This is a genomic window from Tardiphaga sp. 37S4, assembly GCF_021044645.1.
In the GTDB taxonomy this organism is placed as follows: domain Bacteria; phylum Pseudomonadota; class Alphaproteobacteria; order Rhizobiales; family Xanthobacteraceae; genus Tardiphaga; species Tardiphaga robiniae.
Genome location: NZ_CP088008.1, coordinates 5,091,509 through 5,110,848, shown reverse-complemented (window position 1 = coordinate 5,110,848; position 19,340 = coordinate 5,091,509). Strand labels below are relative to the sequence as shown.

The window sequence follows — 19,340 nt, the reverse complement described above, 5'->3', positions numbered from 1 at the left end:
TGCGGGTTTACCAGTGCCACGAATGGTGATCCACGTGATGGTTGTTGTGGAGGCTGGCGAGATCCAGATGCGGCGCCAGAGTTGCGTCGGTGACGTCGCTCGAAGCCGTATCCGTTGCAGCCGTCGCTGCTGCGGTTGCAGCGGGCGAAGCGGATGCGTGCTGATGATGACCACCCCAGGAAGATTTGTTCCCATCCGTGAGATGAGAGAAGTCCAGCCTGTGATGGTGGTTGTGCCCGGAGTTGCCGACGTCGGTGGCCGGAGCCGTCGGCTCGGTGGTGGCCGCCACAGTCGAGGTGTCGACTGACGCTGTGTCGACAACGCTGCTGGAAGCGGTATCCGCTGCAACGCTCACGGACGCGGTTGCCGTGGATCCGTGGTGATGGTGTCCACCTCCGGATGATGTGCTTCCATCGGTCAGCTGGGAGAAGTCCAGCTTGTGATGGTGGTTATGCCCGGAGTGGCCGGCGTTGGTGGTCGACGCCGTCGTCGTTGGCTCGGTGGTCGTGGGCGCAGTCGAGGTATCAACCGACGCTGTGTCGGTAACGCTGCTGGAAGCGGTATCCGTTGCAGTGCTCACGGACGCGTTTGCCGCGGATCCGTGGTGATGGTGTCCACCTCCGGAACCGGACGATGTGCTTCCATCTGTCGACTGGGAGGAGTCAGCCTTGTGATGGTGGTTGTGCCCGGAGCCGCTGGTATCGGTGGTCGGCGCCGTCGTCGTTGGCTGAGAGGCCGTGGGTGTCGTCGAAGAATCGCTCGAAGACGTCGTATCCGTCGAGGTGCCGCTATGCGACGTATCGACCGGCGTCGTCGGGTTGCTGCTCGACGTGTCAACCGGAGTCGTGCTTCCAGTCGACGTCGAATCCGTCGTCGTGCTCGTATTGTGCTGCAGGAATACGTTCTGGAGCGCTTGCGAGTTTTCCAGCGCCACGTCTCCGTTCTGCGATCCCCAGGCGTAGGCGTAGTCGAAAGCCGGATTGGGAACGACAGATGCCCAATGGTCGAGCATTTGCTGTTCCTGCGCGGCGGTCGGCATCACATAGTGACCACCCTGATCGGTGACCCAGTTACCGCCGCCGAATGTCTGAAATACCGGGACGATGCTGGCCTCCGGAATTCCAGCGGCTTTGGCGGCAGCGACAGCCTTGTCAATCATGCTGTAGTCGACTGTCGAGCTATCCGACCGCACCGGATACGGATCGATTCCGAAGAGGTCGATATGGGTGTTCTCCGGGGTGTACGTATTCGCGAAGCTGGGATTATCCGAAGATCCCATGTTCATCATGGTGATGAACGTCTTCGCACCCGGAACGTTGGCGTGAATCCAATCGGACTCAGCCTTCAGGTTTGCAGCGGTCACGAGGGTATTCCACTGCCCCGTGGGATCTGGCTCGTCCTTAAGGAAGAAACCGTAGACGTTGGGATTACCGATGTAAGGTTTCACAGCGTCGATGAAGCTCTGGGTGACGCCGTCACCCTGATCGAGCCAGACGAGGCCCTTCACGCCTGCCGGCAAAGCGTTCACTTGCTCCACCGACGAAACGTCGGCAAGATTGAAGCCTGCTTGAGCTGGGGTGAAGTTACCTTGTGCGTCGATGTTGTCGCCTGATGCGTAGTGTAATGTTGCCAATACCGTTCCCCTGTATTGTAGTACGTTGACGAGGCCCCCAAGAATCTTCGTAAAAGTAAATGCAGGTATGTAACTACAGTTCTGCGTTAGCTTTGATCGAAGCGCCCATGGATTAACGTTTGTTTACGTTTGAGGCGGGAGTTTGTCGCAGCACCGGACGAAACAGTGAGTTTATTGTGCTAAAACTTGGAGGCTGGTATCAGAGAAGTGTTAGCACGGTGCGTAACGATTCAATCTGTTCGCAGCGGTACTTTTCGATAGTCCCGATGCGGTGAAGGAACTACACAAGCGCGCATAAGTATCGCTGAGAGAAATGATACTCGGTGACGCGCGTTTCGCTTTCCTCTGCTGCAGTTGCACTCGTGACGACGACAGCAAGCTTCTCTCCGACCTCGGGTGCCCATTTCGGGCGTCGCACTTCGGAAAGCCCGTAATGTCGGTGTGGCGCGATCTCACTCTTTCGACGCAAAATGCGTGCGCCGGTGCCGGGTCACATCAATGCCGCGGCAGAACCTGGCTCCGTAGCTGCACTTCATGCGCTCGAGCAGCTTGATCAATCTGCCGGCGTGGCTGTGCTACAAATGTCATGATGCCGATTGTACAAGCTCAGGCATCAGCTGTTTTGAGCCATCAAGAAACACCCTCACTGCGTCGTTGACGATGTCGTCCAGTCGCTCCGGTGTCGGCGTGTCGTAGACGAAACGCCGGATGGCCATATAGAAGATGCGGCCGTGCAAACCCCAGAACATTTCGACTTCGCGCTCCGACAGCGGGACCTGATCGCTTGAAGGCAGCTTCAACTCGTGACGAAGTTCGCAACAGGCGGGCTCGATGATTTGTTCGCGGACGATCTGAAGATACCGTTTGGTGATGTCGAACGATTTCATCCCGGAGAAGACGAAGATTCTCACCCAGTTGTATTCGAAGACCTGCTCGACATATTCGAGATAGAAGCGCGACAGCCGGGCCTGCAGCGACAGCGTGCGATCCTGGATCAGGCCGGCCCAGGACGGCGACCAGCGGCTGAGATAGATCTCTTCATAGACGCGTTCGATCAGCGCCTCTTTGCTCGGGAAGTGGCGATAGATTGCCGAATGGGTGATGCCCATGCGTTTCGCCAGTTCGCGCGTCTGCCCGCCGAAGCCGTGTTCCGCGAAAAATTTCACGGCTTCATCGACGATGAAGCGCTCGCGCTCCGCCGCGCGCATGTTGCGACGCGGTGGCTTTTCGACTGATTTGATGGGCTTTTTTGCCATTTTTGCTTCGCGTTGCGGGAGTTCTGAATAGCTCAATTCGAAAAAGAGACCAAATGGTCATTTTAAGTTGACCCGGGGAAATCGACGTGTTCTAGATTTCCGACCAAATGGTCACAACTGGACGTCCGCGAGACGTTTAGGGAGAAGACGTTGAAGGCGAGGGCGTTCAACTATGTGAGGGCTTCCACGGTGGTGGAGGCTTTGAAAGCGTTCGAGGAAGCCGGCGACGATGCGAGTTACATCGCAGGTGGCCAGAGCCTCGTGCCGGCGCTTGCCTTGCGGTTGCAGGCGCCGCAATTGCTGATCGACATCGCGCATATCTCGACGCTTCGTGGTGTCGACCTGCAGGGTGACTGGTTGCGCATCGGCGCGCTCACCCGCCATCACGAAGTGCTGACCGATCCGTTGATCCGCCGGCACGCGCCGCTCTACAGCGAAGCCGCGCCGCATGTGGCGCATCCGGCTATACGAAACAAAGGCACCCTCGGCGGCAGTATCTCTCATGCCGATCCTGCGTCGGAATTCCCGGCGATGACGTTGGCGCTGGGCGCTGAGCTCGAAATTGCTGGCCGCGACGGCGTACGCCGCGTGCCGGCCGACGATTTCTTCCTCGATCTGTTTCAGACAGCGATCGAACCGGGCGAGCTTCTTGTCGCGATTCATGTGCCGGTGGTTCGACCAAATCATCGCTGGGCTTTTCACGAGCTTGCGCGTCGGCGTGGCGACTTTGCGCTGGCGGGCTGCGGCATTCTCGCCGAATTCGTCGATGACGTCGTCAAACACGTGCGTATCGCGTTCTTCTCCGTTGGCAGCACGCCGATTCGCGCCCGGCAGGCCGAGGACAGTCTGGTCGGCAAGAGGCTGGATCAGGCCGCGATCGCTGCGGCGCAGGCCGTCGTTGGCGACGATCTCGATCCGCCTGAAGACGAGCACGCGCCGCCTGCCATGAAGCACCATCTTGCGCGCGTTCTTCTCGGTCGACTGCTGGGCGAGATCGAGAGGCAGGGCGCATGAGCGATCTCGTCAATGTCACCATGACGGTGAATGGCGCTGAGGTGTCGCGCAGCATCGCGCCGCGCATCACGCTAGCGGATTTCCTGCGCCAGACGCTGGAACTGACCGGCACCCATACCGGCTGCGAGATGGGCGTTTGCGGCGCCTGTCTGGTTATTCTGGATGGCCGCGTCGTACACTCTTGTCTGACCTTCGCGGTGCAGGCGAGCGGGGCGGCCATCGAGACGGTAGAAGGTCTCAGTGATCGGGCGGTGATTGCGGACATCCAGGAGGCGTTCCATCAGCGTAACGCCCTGCAATGTGGCTTCTGTACGCCCGGCATGTTGATGACAGCCCACGCCCTGTTGTCGCAGCCAGGTGTGCCGTCGCGTGAGGACATTCGCGACGCACTGTCGGGCAATTACTGTCGTTGCACCGGTTATGAGGCGATCGTCGATGCGATCGAGAAGGTCGCGCGCGATCGTTATGCGGGCGCGAATGCTTCGGCTCCCGAGGAGGTTGGCGCATGAGCGTGCTAACCCCACTGGATCGTCCGAATTCCTATATCGGCCGCTCGGTGCCGCGCCCGAATGCCAAGCGATTGCTGGCCGGTCGCGGCCGATACGTTACAGATATCACGCTGCCGCGCATGCTCCATGTCGCCTATGTGCGCAGTCCTTATGCGCACGCCCGCATCCTGTCGATCGACACGCAGGCGGCGCGCGAGATGCCCGGCGTGCGACTGGTGGCTACCGGCGAGGATCTCGCAAAACTGTGCGCGCCATGGATCGGCACCATGGATCACTTCAAGGGCATGAAGTCACCGCCGCAGCTGCCGCTGCCGATCGACAAGGTCGTATGGTCCGGCCAGGCGGTTGTCGCGGTCGTGGCCGATACGCGCGCACTCGCTGAAGATGCAGCGGAGGCGGTGTATATCGAGTTCGATGAACTGCCCGCCGTTGTCGATATCGACGCTGCGCGCGCACCGGATGCGCCGGTGATTTCACCGGAACTCGGCAGCAATCTCTGTTTCCATGGCAAGATCGATACCGGCGGTGTTGAGGATGTCTTCGCCGGCGCCGCCCATGTGGTGGAGGAGGAGTTTCACTTCGGCCGCCATACGGCGGTCACCATGGAGCCGCGCGCGATCATCGCTGACTACGATGCCAGCGAAGTGCAACTGACGGTGCATCATGCGACGCAGACGCCGTATCAGTTCCAGGACATCTATGCCCGCCACTACGGCCTCCCTGAATCCCGCGTCCGCGTGATCGCGCCGGATATCGGCGGTTCGTTCGGCATGAAGCTGCACATGTATCATGAGGACATGGCGGTGGTCGGGCTCAGCATGATGCTTGGCCGCCCCGTCAAATATGTCGCTGACCGTATTGAATCCTTTGTGTCGGACATCCATGCGCGCGATCACCGCGTCCGCGCGCGCATGGCGGCCGATGCAGAGGGTAACATCCTGGCGATGGACGTGGAGGACGTCACCGGCATCGGGGCGTTCTCGGCCTATCCGCGCACCAGCGTGGTCGAAGGCAATCAGGTCTATCGCCTGATGGGCGCGCCTTACACGTTCAGGAATTACCGCGCTGATCTCCAAGTGGTGTTCCAGAACAAGGTGCAGATGAGCCAGTACCGCGCCGTTGGGCATCCGGTGGCCTGCACCGTCACCGAGCGTCTGGTGGACATGATCGCCGACAAGACCGCGCAGGATGTGTTCGACATCCGCAGCCGCAACTTGATCCCCGACGATGCCTATCCCTGCACGTCGCCGACCGGATACCAGTTCGAGGCGCTGTCGCATCACGCCTGTCTCGCTAAGCTGCGGGAGATGATGGATTACGACCGGCTGCGCGCCGAACAGGCCGAGCTGCGGACCAAAGGCATTCATCGCGGTATCGGTATCGCCACCTTCGTGGAAATCACCAATCCCGGCCCGGCCTTCTATGGCGTCGGCGGTGCGCGCATCTCGTCGCAGGATGGCGCCATCATCAAGGTCACGCCGTCGGGGGATGTTCATTGCTCGATTTCAGTGACCGAACTCGGGCAGGGTACCGAGACCATCATCGGGCAGATCGTCGCCGAACATCTCGGCGTCGATAGCAATCGCATCAAGGTGATGACAGGTGATACGGACACTACCCCACATGGCGGCGCGACCTACGCCTGTCGCGGCGCCGGCATTGGCGGCGAGACGGCGCTGCAAGCGGCGAAAAAGCTAAAAGCCAATGTTCTCGCGGTGGCTGCGGCGATCCTACAGGACGAGCCGGATAAGCTCGATATTCACAGTGGCTGGATCGTCGACGCTGTGACGGCGCAGCAGCGCATGGAGCTCTCCGAGATCGCGCGCATCGCTTACTTTCGTTCCGATACACTTCCGCCCGACACCCAGGCACAGCTGTCCGTCGCGCATCACTATGCGCCGCAGGGCTATCCCTTCGCATTCACCAATGGTGTTCAGGCCTGTCATCTCGAACTCGATGTCGAGACAGGTCTGGTCAAGATACTCAAGCTATGGGTGGTCGAGGATTGCGGCCGTGTCATCAATCCGCTGCTGGTCGACGAGCAGATCCGCGGCGGCGTCGTGCAGGGGCTCGGCGCGGCGTTCTTCGAAGAATGCGTCTACGGAGACAACGGTCAGCTCACCAATGGCTCGCTTGCAGACTATCTCGTGCCGATGGCGGTGGAGATGCCGGACATCGAAATCGGACATGTCGAGACGCCGACGCTGGACACCCAGCTCGGCGCCAAGGGCGTTGGCGAGGCCGGCACGGCTGCGGCATCGGCAGCAGCGCTTAATGCGATGAATGATGCGATGAAGCCATTCGGAGGCACGCTCGCGCAGGTGCCAATGACACCTGCACGAATACTCAAGGCGCTTGGACACATCTGACTCATAAAAGAAATCAAACGGAGGACATCATGACGAAGGACATTCGAGACACCAAACGCAATCATATTTCGCGCCGCCACGTGCTGGCCGCGCTCGGCACCGGCGCGAGCGTCGTCGCCATGCCGTGGATCGCACGCGCTGCCGATGACACGATCCGCATCGGCTTTCCGACACCGCTGACCGGCCCGTTCGCTGCCGAAGCCAAGGATCAGGTCAAGAGCGCAGAGCTCGCCGTCAAGCAGTTCAACGACAAGGGCGGCGTTAACGGTCGCAAGATCGAGCTGCTGGTGCGCGATGACAAGCTCAATGGCGGCGAGGCGGCAACGCGCACGCTTGAGCTCATCGAAAAAGACAAGGTCCATGCGATCGTCGGATCGCTGTCCAGCGCGGTGCAGCTCGCGGTCAATGAAGTGACGCGCGCCCGCGGCGTGCTTTATGTCTCGATCAGCCAGTCCGACACCATCAATGAGGTGAAGGATTTCAGCAAATATACGTTCCACGAAGCGCTCAATCCGACAATGACCGCAGGCGCGGTGGCGCGGCACGCCTTCAAGAAGGGCACCAAGGTTGCGCATCTCGTGGCCGACTATGCCTATGGCCATGAAATGCTGCGCGGATTCAAGCGTGCGCAGGCCGTGATCGGCGCCGAGACCGTTGGTGAGATCATGCACCCGTTCGGTGCTGCGGATTACTCGACTTTCATGCCGCGTCTGCGCTCGATGCGTGCCGACGTCTTGTGCATCAGCAATTTCGGCCGCGATCAGGCCAACTCCATCAAGCAGGCGGTGGATTTCGGCCTCAAGCAGCAGGCCAAGATCGTCGTGCCCGTGCTGCTGCACAACCAGCGGCTGGCGGTGAGTCCGGAAGTGTTCGAAGGCGTCGTTGGCGGCTCTAACTACTATTGGGGTCTGGAGAGCCAGTTGCCGAGTGCAAAGGCGTTCAACGACGCCTATCGCGCGGCCAATGGCGGCGCGATCCCGACCGACTACGGCGCCTATGGCTATACCGGCGTCTCGTCGCTGCTGCAGGCGATGCAGGTGGTCGGCGGCACCGACACCGACAAGGTGATCGCGGCGCTGGAAGGCCTGAAATACGATGTCGCCAAGGGCCCGCAATATTATCGCAAATGCGATCACCAGTCGGTGCAGTCGGTTCTCGTGCTCGAGTCCAAGAAGAAGGCCGATATGAAGGGTGACAGCGATCTGTTCAGCATCGTGGCCAATGAGCCGGCTTCGGAAAACGTGCTGCGCAGCTGCAATGAACTCGGCTTCCCGGCCTAACGAAAGCATTCGTCGTCCATGGATACGGAACTCATTCTGATGCAACTCTTCTCCGGAGTTGCCCTCGGTGCGATCCTCGTGATCACCGCGCTCGGCCTGTCGATCATTTTCGGCATGCTCGGCGTGGTGAACTTCGCGCATGGCGCGCTGTTCATGGTCGGCGCCTATGCCGGGCTGTGGGTCGCCTCATTGACCGGCAGTTTCTGGTGGGGGCTGCTCGTTGCCCCCATCATGATCGGCGTGTTCGGGATGGCGATCGAATATGTCCTGATACGCCCGCTTTACGGCCGTTCGATCGACGATCCGCTGCTGCTGACCTTCGGTCTCAGTTACGTGCTGGTGGAAGGCGTGCGCATCGTGTTCGGTAGCGACGGCATTCCATTTCCGACACCGACCTCGCTTACGGGCGTGGTCGACCTCGGCGTTGGTTTCTTCCCGATCTATCGCATCTTCGTCGTCGGCGTCGTCTTCCTGGTCGTGCTGCTGCTGTGGCTCGGGCTGGAGAAGACCAAATTCGGCCTGATCGTGCGCGCCGGCGCGCGCGATCCGACCATGATGAAGGTGCTCGGCGTCGATATTAGCAAAGTCTGGTTGCTGGTGTTCGGGCTCGGTGTCGGTCTCGCCTCGCTCGGCGGCGTGCTGTCCGGGCCGATGCGGTCAGTCAATCCGGAAATGGGCGCACTGGTGCTGGCCGAAGCTTTCGTCGTGACGGTCATCGGCGGCCTCGGCTCGCTGGTCGGCTCGATCATCGCGGGTCTTCTGGTCGGCGTCGTGATCAGCATGACCGCGCTGTTCGCACCGGAAATGGCGACCATCGTGATGTTCGCGCTGATGGCCATCGTCCTTCTGATCCGGCCGCAAGGTCTGTTCGGCAAACTCGCGTAACGGAGCGGACCATGACATCCCCAGCGCTCGCCGTTTCTTCTTCCGCCGGTGCGCGAAAGCCTGCGCGCTTCAAATCGCTCGTGACCAAATATCGCGTCCCGCTGTCGATCCTCGCGCTCTGTCTGTTGCCGTGGTTGCTGCCGTCCAAGGCGCTGGCGGTGAACGTCCTGATCTACGGCACGGTCGCCGTCGGCTATAATCTGCTATTCGGCTATACCGGCCTGCTATCATTCGGCCATGCAGCCTTTGTCGGCACCGGGGCTTACGTCACCGGTATCGCCATCGGCCAGTTCGGTGTGCCCTGGTATCTCGCGGTGCTGATGGGCGTTATTGGCGGTGCGCTGCTGGCCTTCGTTATGGGCGCGCTGTCCACGCGCACGCGCGGCATCTACTTCTCGATGGTGACGCTTGCTCTCGCGCAGCTCGTCTATTACGTGGCGCTCCAGACGCCGTCCTGGACAGGTGGCGAGAACGGATTGCGCGGTTTCACCGTCAACAAGATCAATCTGTTCGGCTTCGACATTAACTTCCTCGATCCGGTCAACAAATACTATGTGCTGATGGCGTTCGCCGCCGCAGCACTGTGGCTGGTCTCGCGCATTCTCAATTCACCTTTCGGCGCCGCCATCGAGGCGATCCGCGAGAACGAGCGTCGCGCACGAACCTGCGGTTACAATGTCGAGCGCACCAAGCTGTTGTCATTTACCCTGTCAGGCACGATCTGCGCGCTTGGCGGCACTATGTCGGCGCTGCATCTGGCCTTCGTGCCGCTGGATTCGCTGCACTACCTGTCCTCCGGCATGATCGTGATGATGACTCTGCTGGGCGGCGCCAGCAGCTTCTTCGGCCCGTTCATCGGTGCATTGGTGTTCCTGGTGATGGAAGACGTGTTCTCGCTGTGGACGTCGCACTGGCAGATCATCGTCGGATCCATCTTCGTGCTGTTCGTGCTGTTTCTGCCCAAGGGCATCTGGGGCACATTTCTCACAAAGGTCATGCGATGAACGCGCCGCTTCTCGCCGTCAACGATATCGGAGTGAGGTTCGGCGGCTTCGTCGCGCTGCAAGGCGTGACGACGGAGTTCCGGCCGGGCCGCGTCACCTCTATCATTGGCCCTAATGGCGCCGGCAAGAGTACGTTCTTCAATGTGCTGTCCGGCGTGCTGACGCCCTCCAGCGGATCGATCCGCTTCAAGGGGGACGATCTCAAGGGCACGAAGCAGCACGAATTCGTGCATCGTGGCATCGCACGCTCCTATCAGATTACGAACATCTTCCCGGATCTGAGTGTGCACGAGAACGTGCGTGTCGCAGCGCAAGCCAGCCGATCGCGCTATAATATCTGGACCAACCGGAACAAGTTCACCGAGCTGGATGCCAAAGCCGATGCGGCGCTGGAGGCTGTCGGTCTGGTCGCCAAGCGCGATGAGACCGCGAAGTTTCTCGCCCACGGCCAGCAACGCGCGCTGGAGATTGCCATCGCGCTGATCTCCAATCCGGAGGTGCTGCTGCTGGACGAACCGACCGCGGGCATGGGGCCGGAAGAGACCAAGGAAATGGTGGCGCTGCTGGAGAAGCTGGCGGCGGAACGCACCATCCTCCTGGTCGAACACAAGATGAAGATGATCCTCGGCCTCAGCGACCGGATTCTGGTGCTGCACCATGGCCGGCTGATCGCTGATGGCACGCCGCACGACATTCAGACGGACCCCGAGGTTCGTCGCGTCTATCTGGGACAGAACGATGGCTATGCTTGAAACCAAAGACCTGAACGCCTGGTACGGCGCCAGCCATACGCTGCATGGGGTCTCGATCTCCGTGGCGCAGGGCGAGGTCGTCGCACTGGTCGGCCGCAACGGCGCCGGCAAGACCACCACGATCCGTTCGGTCATGGGGTTGATGTCGAAAACCACGGGCGGCATGACCTTCGACGGCAACGACCTCACGTCGATGCCCGCCCATGATCGTTTCAGGCTAGGGCTTGCTTATGTGCCTGAGGAGCGCCGGATCATTCCAGGCCTGACGGTGCGCGAGAACCTGCAACTCGGTCTCGTCGCCAGCCGCGGTCAGATCAACGAGAAAGACGCGATCGAGGAAATCGCGGAGAGCTTTCCACGCCTCAAGGAGCGCCTCGATCAGGAAGGCGTCACCATGTCCGGCGGCGAGCAGCAGATGCTGGCCATCGCGCGCGCGACCATAGCCAAGCCCAAGATGATCCTGCTCGACGAGCCCTCCGAAGGCATCATGCCGGTGCTGGTCGAGGAGATGGGCGTGCTGTTCCGCAAGCTGCGTGATCAGGGCGTCACGCTGTTACTGGTCGAGCAAAATGTCGAATGGGCGCTGCGCCTTGCTGATCGCGCAATCATCATGGACCAGGGCGAGGTCGTTTATGAGAGCAGCTCAGCGGCATTGCTTGCCGACAAGGAAATTCAGGAACGTTATTGCGCGGTCTGACGCGCATGCTTGCAGACAGGTCACTCCCATGCAGATGAAAGACAGCCAAACCGTTCCGGCCTCGCGCGACAAGGTTTGGGCCGCGCTCAACGATCCCGCTGTGCTGAAGCAGTGTATTCCCGGTTGCCAGGTGCTGGACATGACCTTGCCAACCGAGATGACGGCGACGGTCGTGATCAAGGTCGGACCAGTGAAAGCGACCTTCGGCGGCAAGGTGACGCTGAGCGATCTCGATCCGCCGAACGGCTACAGGATCACCGGTGAAGGCTCTGGCGGTGTCGCCGGTTTCGCCAAAGGCGGCGCTGCGATCAGGCTCGATGCGGTGAGCGACAGTGAAACGATCCTGCACTATGAGGTCGATTCCCAGATCGGCGGCAAGCTGGCGCAGCTCGGTGGGCGCTTGATCGACTCCACCGCCAAGAAATTGGCCGGCGAGTTCTTCACCAAATTCGGCGCGGTCGTTTCCGCAAGCTGAACGCAGCGGCTGTGACCTATTGCACGACGAACTGGCTGCGGGCCTCGCGGACCTTGGCGACGATATAGCGCCGTACCTCGCGGACCCGGCTGGTGTCATGCGTGTCAGGATGTGACACGAGCCAGTAGCTTCGCGTGAAGCGGCTAGCCGGCAGGATACGTCTCAGTTCGGGATAAAGCTGCGCCGCGTAGTCGTGCAGGATGCCGACGCCGTGGCCGGCACGAACCGCTTCAAGCTGGCCGACCACGCTGCCGCATTCGAAGCGGCGGGTGATCAGTTCGCTGAAGGTCGATGCATAGTCCAGCGCACGGCTGTAGATGATATCGTAGATGTAAGTGATCAGCAGGTGGTCGGCGAGATCGCCGGGCTCGCGGATCGGCGTCGACCGAGCCAGATAGTCCTCAGACGCGTAGACGCTGAGCGTGTAGTCGGTGAGCTTGGTGCAGATCAGCTTGCCCTCATCCGGGCGCTCCAGTGTCACCACGATATCGGCCTCACGCTTGGCGAGCGAGAAGGTGCGCGGCAGCGCTACGAGCTGAACGATAAGATCCGGATTGGCTGCGGCAAAGCCGCCAAGCTTGTCGGCCAGAAAATAATTGCCGAGCCCGTCCGGTGCGCCAATCCGTACTGTGCCTGCCACCTTGTCGGCGGCCGATGTCAGCTGCGATCCCACCTTGAGCAGTTCGGACTCAGCGCGCTCGGCGGCGGCGAGCAGCGCAACCCCCGATGGCGTCAGTGACGAGCCCGTCGTCTGCCGGTTCAGCAGCTTTGTCTTCAGGTCTTTTTCGAGGGCGGTGAGCTGGCGCGCGACCGTCGCATGGTTGAGCTTGAGCCGCTTGGCGGCGCCCAGAATCTGGCCAGTACGGGCGACTTCCAGAAAAATCCGAACTTTGTCCCAATCCATCGTTGGACTCTATTTGCTGCACATCGAAGCCGCAATACTTCGCGTTGTCCGGGCCGGGGAAGCGGCGCAAGACCGCCGGAGCATCAAAGGAGAGTTCGATGGCTTCGGAAATCAAGCACTATATCGGCGGACAGCTCGTTGCGGGCCGTAGCGGCCGGACATCGCCGGTTTTCAACCCGGCCACCGGCGAGCAAACTGCTCAGGTGGGCCTCGCCAGCACGTCCGAAGTGGGTGCCGCGGTTGCTGCCGCACTCGCGGCAGCAGAGAGCTGGGCCGATACGCCATCGCTGCGTCGTGCCCGTATTCTCAATAAATTCCTGCGCATCTGCGAAGACCGCATCGACGATCTCGCGGCGGTGATCACCTCGGAGCACGGCAAGACCCTGTCGGACGCCAAGGGCGAAATCCAGCGCGGCCTCGAAGTGGTCGAATTCGCTGTGGGTGCTCCGCAGCTCTTGAAGGGCGAAGTCAGCGAGAATGTCGGCACGCGTGTCGACAGCTACGGCGTCCGTCAGGCGCTGGGTGTGGTCGCGGGCATCACGCCGTTCAACTTTCCGGTCATGGTGCCGATGTGGATGTTCCCGGTGGCACTGGCCTGCGGCAACACCTTCGTACTCAAGCCCTCCGAACGTGACCCTTCGGCATCGCTCTTGATCGCGGAATGGCTCGCCGAAGCCGGCCTGCCGGCTGGCGTCTTCAACGTCGTGCATGGCGACAAGGAAGCCGTCGATGCGCTGCTGCATCATCCCGATGTTGCAGCGATCAGCTTCGTCGGATCGACGCCGATTGCCCGCTACATCTATTCGACCGCGACCAGCACCGGCAAGCGTTGCCAGGCTCTAGGCGGCGCCAAGAACCACATGGTGGTGATGCCCGACGCCGACATCGACCAGGCCGTGGATGCGCTGATGGGCGCCGCCTATGGCTCGGCCGGCGAGCGCTGCATGGCGATTTCGGTGGCTGTGCCCGTCGGCGAGAAGACGGCGGATGCCTTGATCTCGAAGCTTGAGCCAAAGATCCGTGCGTTGAAAGTCGGTTCAGGCTTCAACGCCGAGTCCGAAATGGGCCCGCTGGTGACCCAGCAGCATCTCGACAAGGTGCGCGGCTATGTGGATTCCGGCGTCGAGCAGGGCGCCAAGCTGGTCGTCGATGGGCGGGACTTCCGGTCCAACGAGGGTGGCTACTTCATCGGTGGATCGCTGTTCGATCACGTGACGCCGGACATGAAGATCTACAAGGAAGAGATCTTCGGACCTGTGCTCGCGGTGGTGCGTACGCCGGACTATGCGACGGCAGCGCGCATGATCAACGACAACGAATACGGCAACGGCACGGCCATCTTCACGCAAAACGGCGACGTCGCGCGTGAATTCGCTCATCGCATCCGCGTCGGCATGGTCGGCATCAATGTGCCGATCCCGGTGCCCGTGGCGTTCCATTCCTTCGGTGGATGGAAGGCCTCGCTGTTCGGCGATCACTCGATGCACGGACCGGAAGGCGTTCGCTTCTATACCCGCCTGAAGACCGTCACCAGCCGCTGGCCAACGAGCATTGCGCAAGGTCCGGAATTCGTGATGCCGACAATGAAGTAAGGTCGGAGCGTGGAGCGCGCGACTAACGCGTGCTCCACGAGCCTGCCGGTCTATTCCACGCCCTTAGGCCGCAGCCGTCACACGCCAGATGACGTCGCCCACATCGTCGGCCACCAGCAACGCGCCGTCCGGAGTGAGCGTGACGCCGACAGGGCGTCCATAGGACACCTTCTCGTCGGGTGCGAGGAAACCCGACAGGATATCCCGCGGCGGGCCGGACGGCTTGCCGTTCACGAACGGGATGAAGACGACCTTGTAGCCGCTGAGCGTGCTGCGATTCCATGATCCGTGCTGGCCGATGACCATGCCGTCAGGGAAGCCCGGCAGCGTGCCGGCCGGCAACCAGCACAGTCCGAGCGAGGCGGTATGCCCGCCCAGTGCATAGTCGGGGGTGATCGCGGTGGCGACCAGCGCCGGATCCTGCGGCACGCGGTCGTCCACCGTCTTGCCCCAGTAGCAATAGGGCCAGCCATAGAAGCCGCCGTCGCGCACCGAGGTCAGGTAATCCGGCGGCGTCTCGTCGCCGAGGCCGTCGCGCTCATTGACCACGGTCCACAACGTGCCGGTCGTCGGTTCCCATGCGAGGCCGACGGGGTTGCGCAAGCCGGCGCCGAAGATGCGGCTCTTGCCACTGGCGATATCTAGTTCATAGACAGCCGCGCGGCCTGCTTCGACTTCCATGCCGCTCTCGGCGATATTGCTCAGCGAGCCGACGCCGATATACAGCTTGCTGCCATCCGGGCTCGGCAGGATGCTCCGCGTCCAGTGGCCGCCCGACTTGAAATTGGTCAGTTTCTTGCCCGGCGCGGTGATACTGTCTGCGCCCGCCACATAAGGGAAGGCCACCACGCCATCGACATTGCCGACATAGAATGTGTTGTTCAGCAGCGCCATGCCGAACGGCTGGTTCAGCCCCTCCATGAAGGTCTGGCTGGTCTCGGCGACGCCGTCGCCGTCCCGGTCGCGCAGCAGCGTGATGCGGTTGGCGCTGATGCCGAGCGCGGCGGCCCGCCGCATCGTCGCCTGCATCGCATAGCCGAACATGTTGCGGACGGGACCGGCAACCTGCGTCGCCTCGGCGATGAGGACGTCGCCATTGGGCAGCACGTTGATCCAGCGCGGATGTTTCAGGCCGGTCGCAAAGGCGTTGACCTTGAGCCCGGGCGCCACCACCGGCTTCTGTCCCGCGGCCCATCCCTGGGCCGTCGGCATCTTCAGCGTGGGGATGGCGCCTTGTGGCTTGGCCTCCGGCACCACTGGCGCGCTGCCCCAGGCGGGCGCGTGCGTATTGCCCTGCAGACGGCGCCATTGCAGCGCAGCGCCACCGATCACCGCGACGACGCGCGCAAATATTCCGGACAAGCTCATATCATTCCCCCATGTAAGTGCGCGCACACTATCCGACACCTACGCGCGTTAAAACCTTCGCGTGACGGTGCGCTGGGCATGTGAGCCCATCGCTATTGGGGGATCGGCGCCATGAATCTTCGGAAGAGCAGTGCGGCTATGGCGCCGCGATGGACTGGTTGATGCAGGCGGCGAGTTCGTCGACTTCGAACGGCTTGTTGAGGACGCAGGGCATGCTGCCCAGTCGCGCGCGCACTTTCTCTTCGGAATTGGCCGTGATGAAAATGACCGGCGTCTGGTTCTTGTCCGAGCGCATGCGCTCATAGAGGTCGATGCCGGTGAGGCCGGGCATTTCGACGTCGGTCACCACGCATGACGTCTCGCGGACCACGGGCGAGGTCAGAAACGCTTCGGCGGATTCGAAGCTGAGGACGACAAAGCCCAGCGATCGCAGCAGGCTTTCAAGCGCGCGGCGAACCGACGAGGAATCGTCGATGATGGCAATGGCATGTTCAGAGTTCAACGCAATCTCCACACGGCAGCTTTGACAGCGACCCCAGTGTTGAGCCGTTTCGCCCAGAATATTGTCAAATATCGCCGTGCAGCGAAATCATACTGAGGTTTATCGGGAGGTACCCGGGGCTGGTTTCATGCCGATGGCCTCGGCCATGCGCACCAGAGAGGCGAAGGATTTTGCATCCATCTTCTTCATCATCTTGCCGCGATGGATCTTAACCGTAATTTCGCTGAGGTTCAGCTTTGCGGCGATCTGCTTGTTCAGCAATCCTGCGGTGGCCAGCTCCATGACCTCACGCTCGCGTGCGCTCAATGTGCCGAAGCGCGCCTTGATATCGGCCAGTCCATCGCGCTCCTGCCGCGCCTTGCGGTCGCGCTCCACCGCGCCGGCGACGGCATCGAGCATTTCCTGATCGCGAAACGGCTTGGCGAGAAAATCGACGGCTCCGGCCTTCATAGCGCGGACCGTCATCGGCACATCGGCATGGCCGGTCATGAAGACGATAGGCGTATTACCGCCGAGATCCGCGAGACGCTTCTGAAAATCGAGGCCGCTGACGATCGGCAGCCGGATATCGAGGACAAGGCAGCTGGCCCTGGTGAGAATGTCGCTCTCGAGGAGCTCGACCGCCGAGGAGGCGAAGCTGACTTCATATCCGACCGAGCGCAGCAGACTGCCAACCGCAGTGCGGATGGCGGCTTCGTCGTCCACGACGACGACCAAAGGTGCTTCTGCGTCGTTAGGCAAGGTTGCCGGATCCTTCTGCGGTGGCCGTCGGTATCACGAAATGAAAGGTGGTTCCACCACTCTCGTTTCGTTCCGCCCAGATGCGCCCGTGATGCGACTCGATGATAGAACGGGAGATCGACAGGCCGATGCCCATCCCCTCGGCCTTTGTCGTGAAGAACGGCGCGAACAGGCGTTGCATATGGTCGTCCGGGATACCTGATCCTGAATCGCGCACCGAGACGAGAATTCCTCGTGCCGCGTCGAATGCCGACCACACCCTCAGCTCTTTCTTCTCGGTCGCCTTCATGGCGTGGACGGCGTTGTTGACGAGATTCATCAGCACCTGCTGAAGCTGTACTTCGTCGCCGGCGATGGTGGGCAGATCGGGTGTCAGGTCGAGGACTGCTGAAATCTGGTGCTGTGCCAGATCGCGCTGAACCATCGCCAGTACCTGCGTGACTATAGCGTTGACGTCGACCGGGCCGCGCGCCAACTCGCCCTTCACGGCGAGCGACCTCAGCCGGTGAATGATGTCGCCGGCCCTGCGCCCCTCCTGCACGACTTCCTTGAGGCAGGCCGTGGTTTCGCCGAGATCGGGCCGTTCCCGCGACAGCCAGCGCAAGGCCGCCTCCGCATTGGTCACTACGGCGGCAAGCGGCTGGTTGACCTCATGGCCGATCGATGCCGTCAGGGCCCCCAATGTCGCGATGCGCGAGACGCGGGTGAGTTCTGCGATGCTCTGCTGGAGTGCTTGCTCGGCTGCGATCTTGGCGGTGACATCGAGCGAATTGATCAGGACGGAGCGAGACCGATCGGTGGGGAAGGTTGCCGTGACGATGGTGGTGCGCAACTCGCCGTTGACGGCACGGATGGCCGCTTCAATCGTGAATGAGCTTTTTCCCGCAAGAAATGCGAGCAGGATTTCGCGAAAGGCGACCAAAGTCTCCGGCTCAAGTGCCGCATCCCAGGACTGCCGAACGTTCTTCTGGTCGAGATCGCCGATCAATTGCTTTGCGGCGTCATTCGCGTCGAGGGTCCGCACCAGAAACAGGCAATGTTTGAGGAAGCCCTCATTGGCGATGAAGTAATCGCGCAACCGGGGAATGCCTTGTTGCAGGATCGGCGCGCAGGCATTGGCCGCTTCCGTGAAGTCCTGCTCCCAGATGGCAACACTCGTGCCCTGAAAGATGTTGCGATAGCGCTCTTCGCTCTGCCGAAGCCTTGCGTCCGACATCCTGATCTGGACGCAGAGCACGGCGGCGATGGCAATGGCGAGCGCACTGACGGCGCCGCGCAGCATTGCTCCCTCATTGGGGTCGTTCGCGTGGCCGATCAGATAACCGAGGATTGTCAGGCCGATGCAGCCCAGAGCGATCAGGATGATGCCAGTGACATTGGTGAAACGGAGCGCCATCAGCAGCACGACGATATAAAGCGCCGCGACGGCGATCTCGAACGTGCTGAAGGCGTCGAACGCGAAAATGCCTGCGGCAAGGATAGCTGTCGCAATGGCCATGGGCAGCTGTGAGGGGCGGTGCACCCGATCAGAATTGGTCATTTGATCCGCAAAATAGGAAGCAGGGCATGCGTCCTGCCGGGGAATGGTGAAGTCGTCCGAAGTCGGTGGCGTCTCGCCCGGGATAAACCTTGGTATAGGGCGGGATTACCTTCGTTTCTTGAATCTCTATCCTCGTAGAATGGTTAGCGCGGCCGGAATCCCTCATCCTTGGATCGTCGAAGTCATCGCGATGTCGATGTCATTCACCACCCAAAGGAGACCGATATGCTGCTCGATTCACAGTCCCAGAATTCTGACTCGTTTGCCGGTGTATTGTCTGACGCAAGTTCTACGACGGTCGCCCAACTCCTGCTAGATGCACGGCAGGCGATTGGATCGGATGTCGGTGCGGCTCTTCGCTGCATCAAGCAGGCTGCATCGCTGCTCGAGGCGCCCTCCCAACCGTTGCCCGTCAGCCCCGCAAGGGGCGGCCTCGCACGCTGGCAGGCGGAGCGGATCAAGCGCCACATTGATTCTAATCTGGATGAGGCCATCCAAGTATCGGATCTCGCGAGTCTCGCTCGCCTGAGTTGCGGTTACTTCTCAAATGCGTTCAAGACCACCTTTGGCCAGTCTCCCCATGCCTATATCGTCTCCCGCCGTCTGACGCGTGCGATGGAGCTGATGACATCCAGCAGCAAGTCACTCTGCGAGATCGCCATCGATTGTGGCTTCTCCGATCAGGCCCACATGTGCCGCCAGTTTCGCCGCGCGACCGGGGCCAGCCCCAACGTCTGGCGCCGCGACAACATGATGATGTCCGCACTCGCAACACAGCAGTGATGCTCCTCGGGGAGTATCCAGAAGCGGGCCACGGAC

18 protein-coding genes are annotated in these 19,340 nt (G+C 61.2%); 11 read left to right on the top strand and 7 right to left on the bottom strand.

What is annotated here, in order from left to right; translation table 11 throughout:
- Window positions 1-7 precede the first annotated feature (7 nt).
- Both LPB73_RS24210 and LPB73_RS24205 read right to left on the bottom strand, forming a co-directional pair.
- On the bottom strand, window positions 8-1,633 hold the full coding sequence (locus LPB73_RS24210) for a calcium-binding protein (RefSeq protein ID WP_231078471.1): 1,626 nt from the start codon (window positions 1,631-1,633) through the stop codon (window positions 8-10).
- A 584-nt stretch (window positions 1,634-2,217) separates the two neighbouring features.
- Window positions 2,218-2,889, bottom strand: a complete 672-nt coding sequence (locus LPB73_RS24205; RefSeq protein ID WP_231078470.1) for a TetR/AcrR family transcriptional regulator — start codon at window positions 2,887-2,889, stop codon at window positions 2,218-2,220.
- A gap of 150 nt (window positions 2,890-3,039) precedes the next feature.
- On the opposite strand from LPB73_RS24205, the gene LPB73_RS24200 reads away from it, so the two are divergent.
- From LPB73_RS24200 to LPB73_RS24160, 9 genes are read left to right on the top strand one after another with little or no spacing between them, the layout of a single operon-like run.
- Window positions 3,040-3,903, top strand: a complete 864-nt coding sequence (locus tag LPB73_RS24200; RefSeq protein ID WP_231078469.1) for an FAD binding domain-containing protein — start codon at window positions 3,040-3,042, stop codon at window positions 3,901-3,903.
- Window positions 3,900-4,412 (top strand): (2Fe-2S)-binding protein, encoded by a 513-nt coding sequence (locus tag LPB73_RS24195; protein ID WP_231078468.1) that lies wholly within the window; start codon window positions 3,900-3,902, stop codon window positions 4,410-4,412. Before LPB73_RS24200 ends, LPB73_RS24195 begins: the two co-directional genes overlap by 4 nt.
- Window positions 4,409-6,781 (top strand): xanthine dehydrogenase family protein molybdopterin-binding subunit, encoded by a 2,373-nt coding sequence (locus tag LPB73_RS24190; RefSeq protein WP_231078467.1) that lies wholly within the window; start codon window positions 4,409-4,411, stop codon window positions 6,779-6,781. The genes LPB73_RS24195 and LPB73_RS24190 overlap by 4 nt, the downstream gene beginning before the upstream one ends.
- 29 nt (window positions 6,782-6,810) lie before the next feature.
- Window positions 6,811-8,061, top strand: coding sequence for an ABC transporter substrate-binding protein (locus LPB73_RS24185; protein WP_231078466.1), 1,251 nt, complete (start codon window positions 6,811-6,813; stop codon window positions 8,059-8,061).
- An 18-nt stretch (window positions 8,062-8,079) separates the two neighbouring features.
- Complete coding sequence (locus LPB73_RS24180) at window positions 8,080-8,946, top strand: branched-chain amino acid ABC transporter permease (protein ID WP_231078465.1); 867 nt, start codon at window positions 8,080-8,082, stop codon at window positions 8,944-8,946.
- A gap of 11 nt (window positions 8,947-8,957) precedes the next feature.
- Window positions 8,958-9,950, top strand: coding sequence for a branched-chain amino acid ABC transporter permease (locus LPB73_RS24175; RefSeq protein ID WP_231078464.1), 993 nt, complete (start codon window positions 8,958-8,960; stop codon window positions 9,948-9,950).
- Window positions 9,947-10,702 (top strand): ABC transporter ATP-binding protein, encoded by a 756-nt coding sequence (locus LPB73_RS24170; RefSeq protein WP_231078463.1) that lies wholly within the window; start codon window positions 9,947-9,949, stop codon window positions 10,700-10,702. Before LPB73_RS24175 ends, LPB73_RS24170 begins: the two co-directional genes overlap by 4 nt.
- The gene (locus LPB73_RS24165; RefSeq protein ID WP_092140474.1) at window positions 10,695-11,399 is read left to right on the top strand and encodes an ABC transporter ATP-binding protein; all 705 of its coding nucleotides are present in this window, start codon (window positions 10,695-10,697) and stop codon (window positions 11,397-11,399) included. The genes LPB73_RS24170 and LPB73_RS24165 overlap by 8 nt, the downstream gene beginning before the upstream one ends.
- A gap of 28 nt (window positions 11,400-11,427) precedes the next feature.
- Window positions 11,428-11,874 (top strand): SRPBCC family protein, encoded by a 447-nt coding sequence (locus LPB73_RS24160; RefSeq protein ID WP_231078462.1) that lies wholly within the window; start codon window positions 11,428-11,430, stop codon window positions 11,872-11,874.
- Window positions 11,875-11,890: 16 nt separating this feature from the next.
- Here LPB73_RS24160 and LPB73_RS24155 read toward each other — a convergent pair whose 3' ends face one another.
- Entirely contained in the window at window positions 11,891-12,778 is an 888-nt protein-coding gene (locus LPB73_RS24155; protein ID WP_231078461.1) for a LysR family transcriptional regulator, read from the bottom strand.
- Window positions 12,779-12,876: 98 nt separating this feature from the next.
- On the opposite strand from LPB73_RS24155, the gene LPB73_RS24150 reads away from it, so the two are divergent.
- A complete protein-coding gene (locus LPB73_RS24150) occupies window positions 12,877-14,370 on the top strand; it encodes a CoA-acylating methylmalonate-semialdehyde dehydrogenase (protein WP_093757997.1) in 1,494 nt (497 codons plus the stop codon).
- Window positions 14,371-14,433: 63 nt separating this feature from the next.
- Here LPB73_RS24150 and LPB73_RS24145 read toward each other — a convergent pair whose 3' ends face one another.
- From LPB73_RS24145 to LPB73_RS24130, 4 genes are all read right to left on the bottom strand, one after another.
- A complete protein-coding gene (locus LPB73_RS24145; protein WP_231078460.1) occupies window positions 14,434-15,738 on the bottom strand; it encodes a PQQ-dependent sugar dehydrogenase in 1,305 nt (434 codons plus the stop codon).
- A 136-nt stretch (window positions 15,739-15,874) separates the two neighbouring features.
- The gene (locus LPB73_RS24140; RefSeq protein WP_231078459.1) at window positions 15,875-16,240 is read right to left on the bottom strand and encodes a response regulator transcription factor; all 366 of its coding nucleotides are present in this window, start codon (window positions 16,238-16,240) and stop codon (window positions 15,875-15,877) included.
- Between the two features lie 99 nt (window positions 16,241-16,339).
- A complete protein-coding gene (locus LPB73_RS24135; RefSeq protein WP_231078458.1) occupies window positions 16,340-16,981 on the bottom strand; it encodes a response regulator transcription factor in 642 nt (213 codons plus the stop codon).
- Complete coding sequence (locus tag LPB73_RS24130; protein ID WP_231078457.1) at window positions 16,974-18,479, bottom strand: sensor histidine kinase; 1,506 nt, start codon at window positions 18,477-18,479, stop codon at window positions 16,974-16,976. The genes LPB73_RS24135 and LPB73_RS24130 overlap by 8 nt, the downstream gene beginning before the upstream one ends.
- A 267-nt stretch (window positions 18,480-18,746) precedes the next feature.
- Here LPB73_RS24130 and LPB73_RS24125 point away from each other — a divergent pair, with 267 nt between their 5' ends.
- Window positions 18,747-19,304, top strand: coding sequence for a helix-turn-helix domain-containing protein (locus tag LPB73_RS24125; RefSeq protein WP_231078456.1), 558 nt, complete (start codon window positions 18,747-18,749; stop codon window positions 19,302-19,304).
- The last annotated feature ends 36 nt before the right edge of the window (window positions 19,305-19,340 follow it).

Coding starts and splice junctions, on each gene's coding strand:
- LPB73_RS24205 (WP_231078470.1), bottom strand. CDS start 2,889: ATGGCAAAAAAGCCCATCAAATCAGTCGAAAAGCCACCGCGTCGCAAC.
- LPB73_RS24195 (WP_231078468.1), top strand. CDS start 3,900: ATGAGCGATCTCGTCAATGTCACCATGACGGTGAATGGCGCTGAGGTG.
- LPB73_RS24190 (WP_231078467.1), top strand. CDS start 4,409: ATGAGCGTGCTAACCCCACTGGATCGTCCGAATTCCTATATCGGCCGC.
- LPB73_RS24185 (WP_231078466.1), top strand. CDS start 6,811: ATGACGAAGGACATTCGAGACACCAAACGCAATCATATTTCGCGCCGC.
- LPB73_RS24180 (WP_231078465.1), top strand. CDS start 8,080: ATGGATACGGAACTCATTCTGATGCAACTCTTCTCCGGAGTTGCCCTC.
- LPB73_RS24175 (WP_231078464.1), top strand. CDS start 8,958: ATGACATCCCCAGCGCTCGCCGTTTCTTCTTCCGCCGGTGCGCGAAAG.
- LPB73_RS24170 (WP_231078463.1), top strand. CDS start 9,947: ATGAACGCGCCGCTTCTCGCCGTCAACGATATCGGAGTGAGGTTCGGC.
- LPB73_RS24165 (WP_092140474.1), top strand. CDS start 10,695: ATGCTTGAAACCAAAGACCTGAACGCCTGGTACGGCGCCAGCCATACG.
- LPB73_RS24160 (WP_231078462.1), top strand. CDS start 11,428: ATGCAGATGAAAGACAGCCAAACCGTTCCGGCCTCGCGCGACAAGGTT.
- LPB73_RS24155 (WP_231078461.1), bottom strand. CDS start 12,778: ATGGATTGGGACAAAGTTCGGATTTTTCTGGAAGTCGCCCGTACTGGC.
- LPB73_RS24150 (WP_093757997.1), top strand. CDS start 12,877: ATGGCTTCGGAAATCAAGCACTATATCGGCGGACAGCTCGTTGCGGGC.
- LPB73_RS24145 (WP_231078460.1), bottom strand. CDS start 15,738: ATGAGCTTGTCCGGAATATTTGCGCGCGTCGTCGCGGTGATCGGTGGC.
- LPB73_RS24130 (WP_231078457.1), bottom strand. CDS start 18,479: ATGGCCATTGCGACAGCTATCCTTGCCGCAGGCATTTTCGCGTTCGAC.
- LPB73_RS24125 (WP_231078456.1), top strand. CDS start 18,747: ATGCTGCTCGATTCACAGTCCCAGAATTCTGACTCGTTTGCCGGTGTA.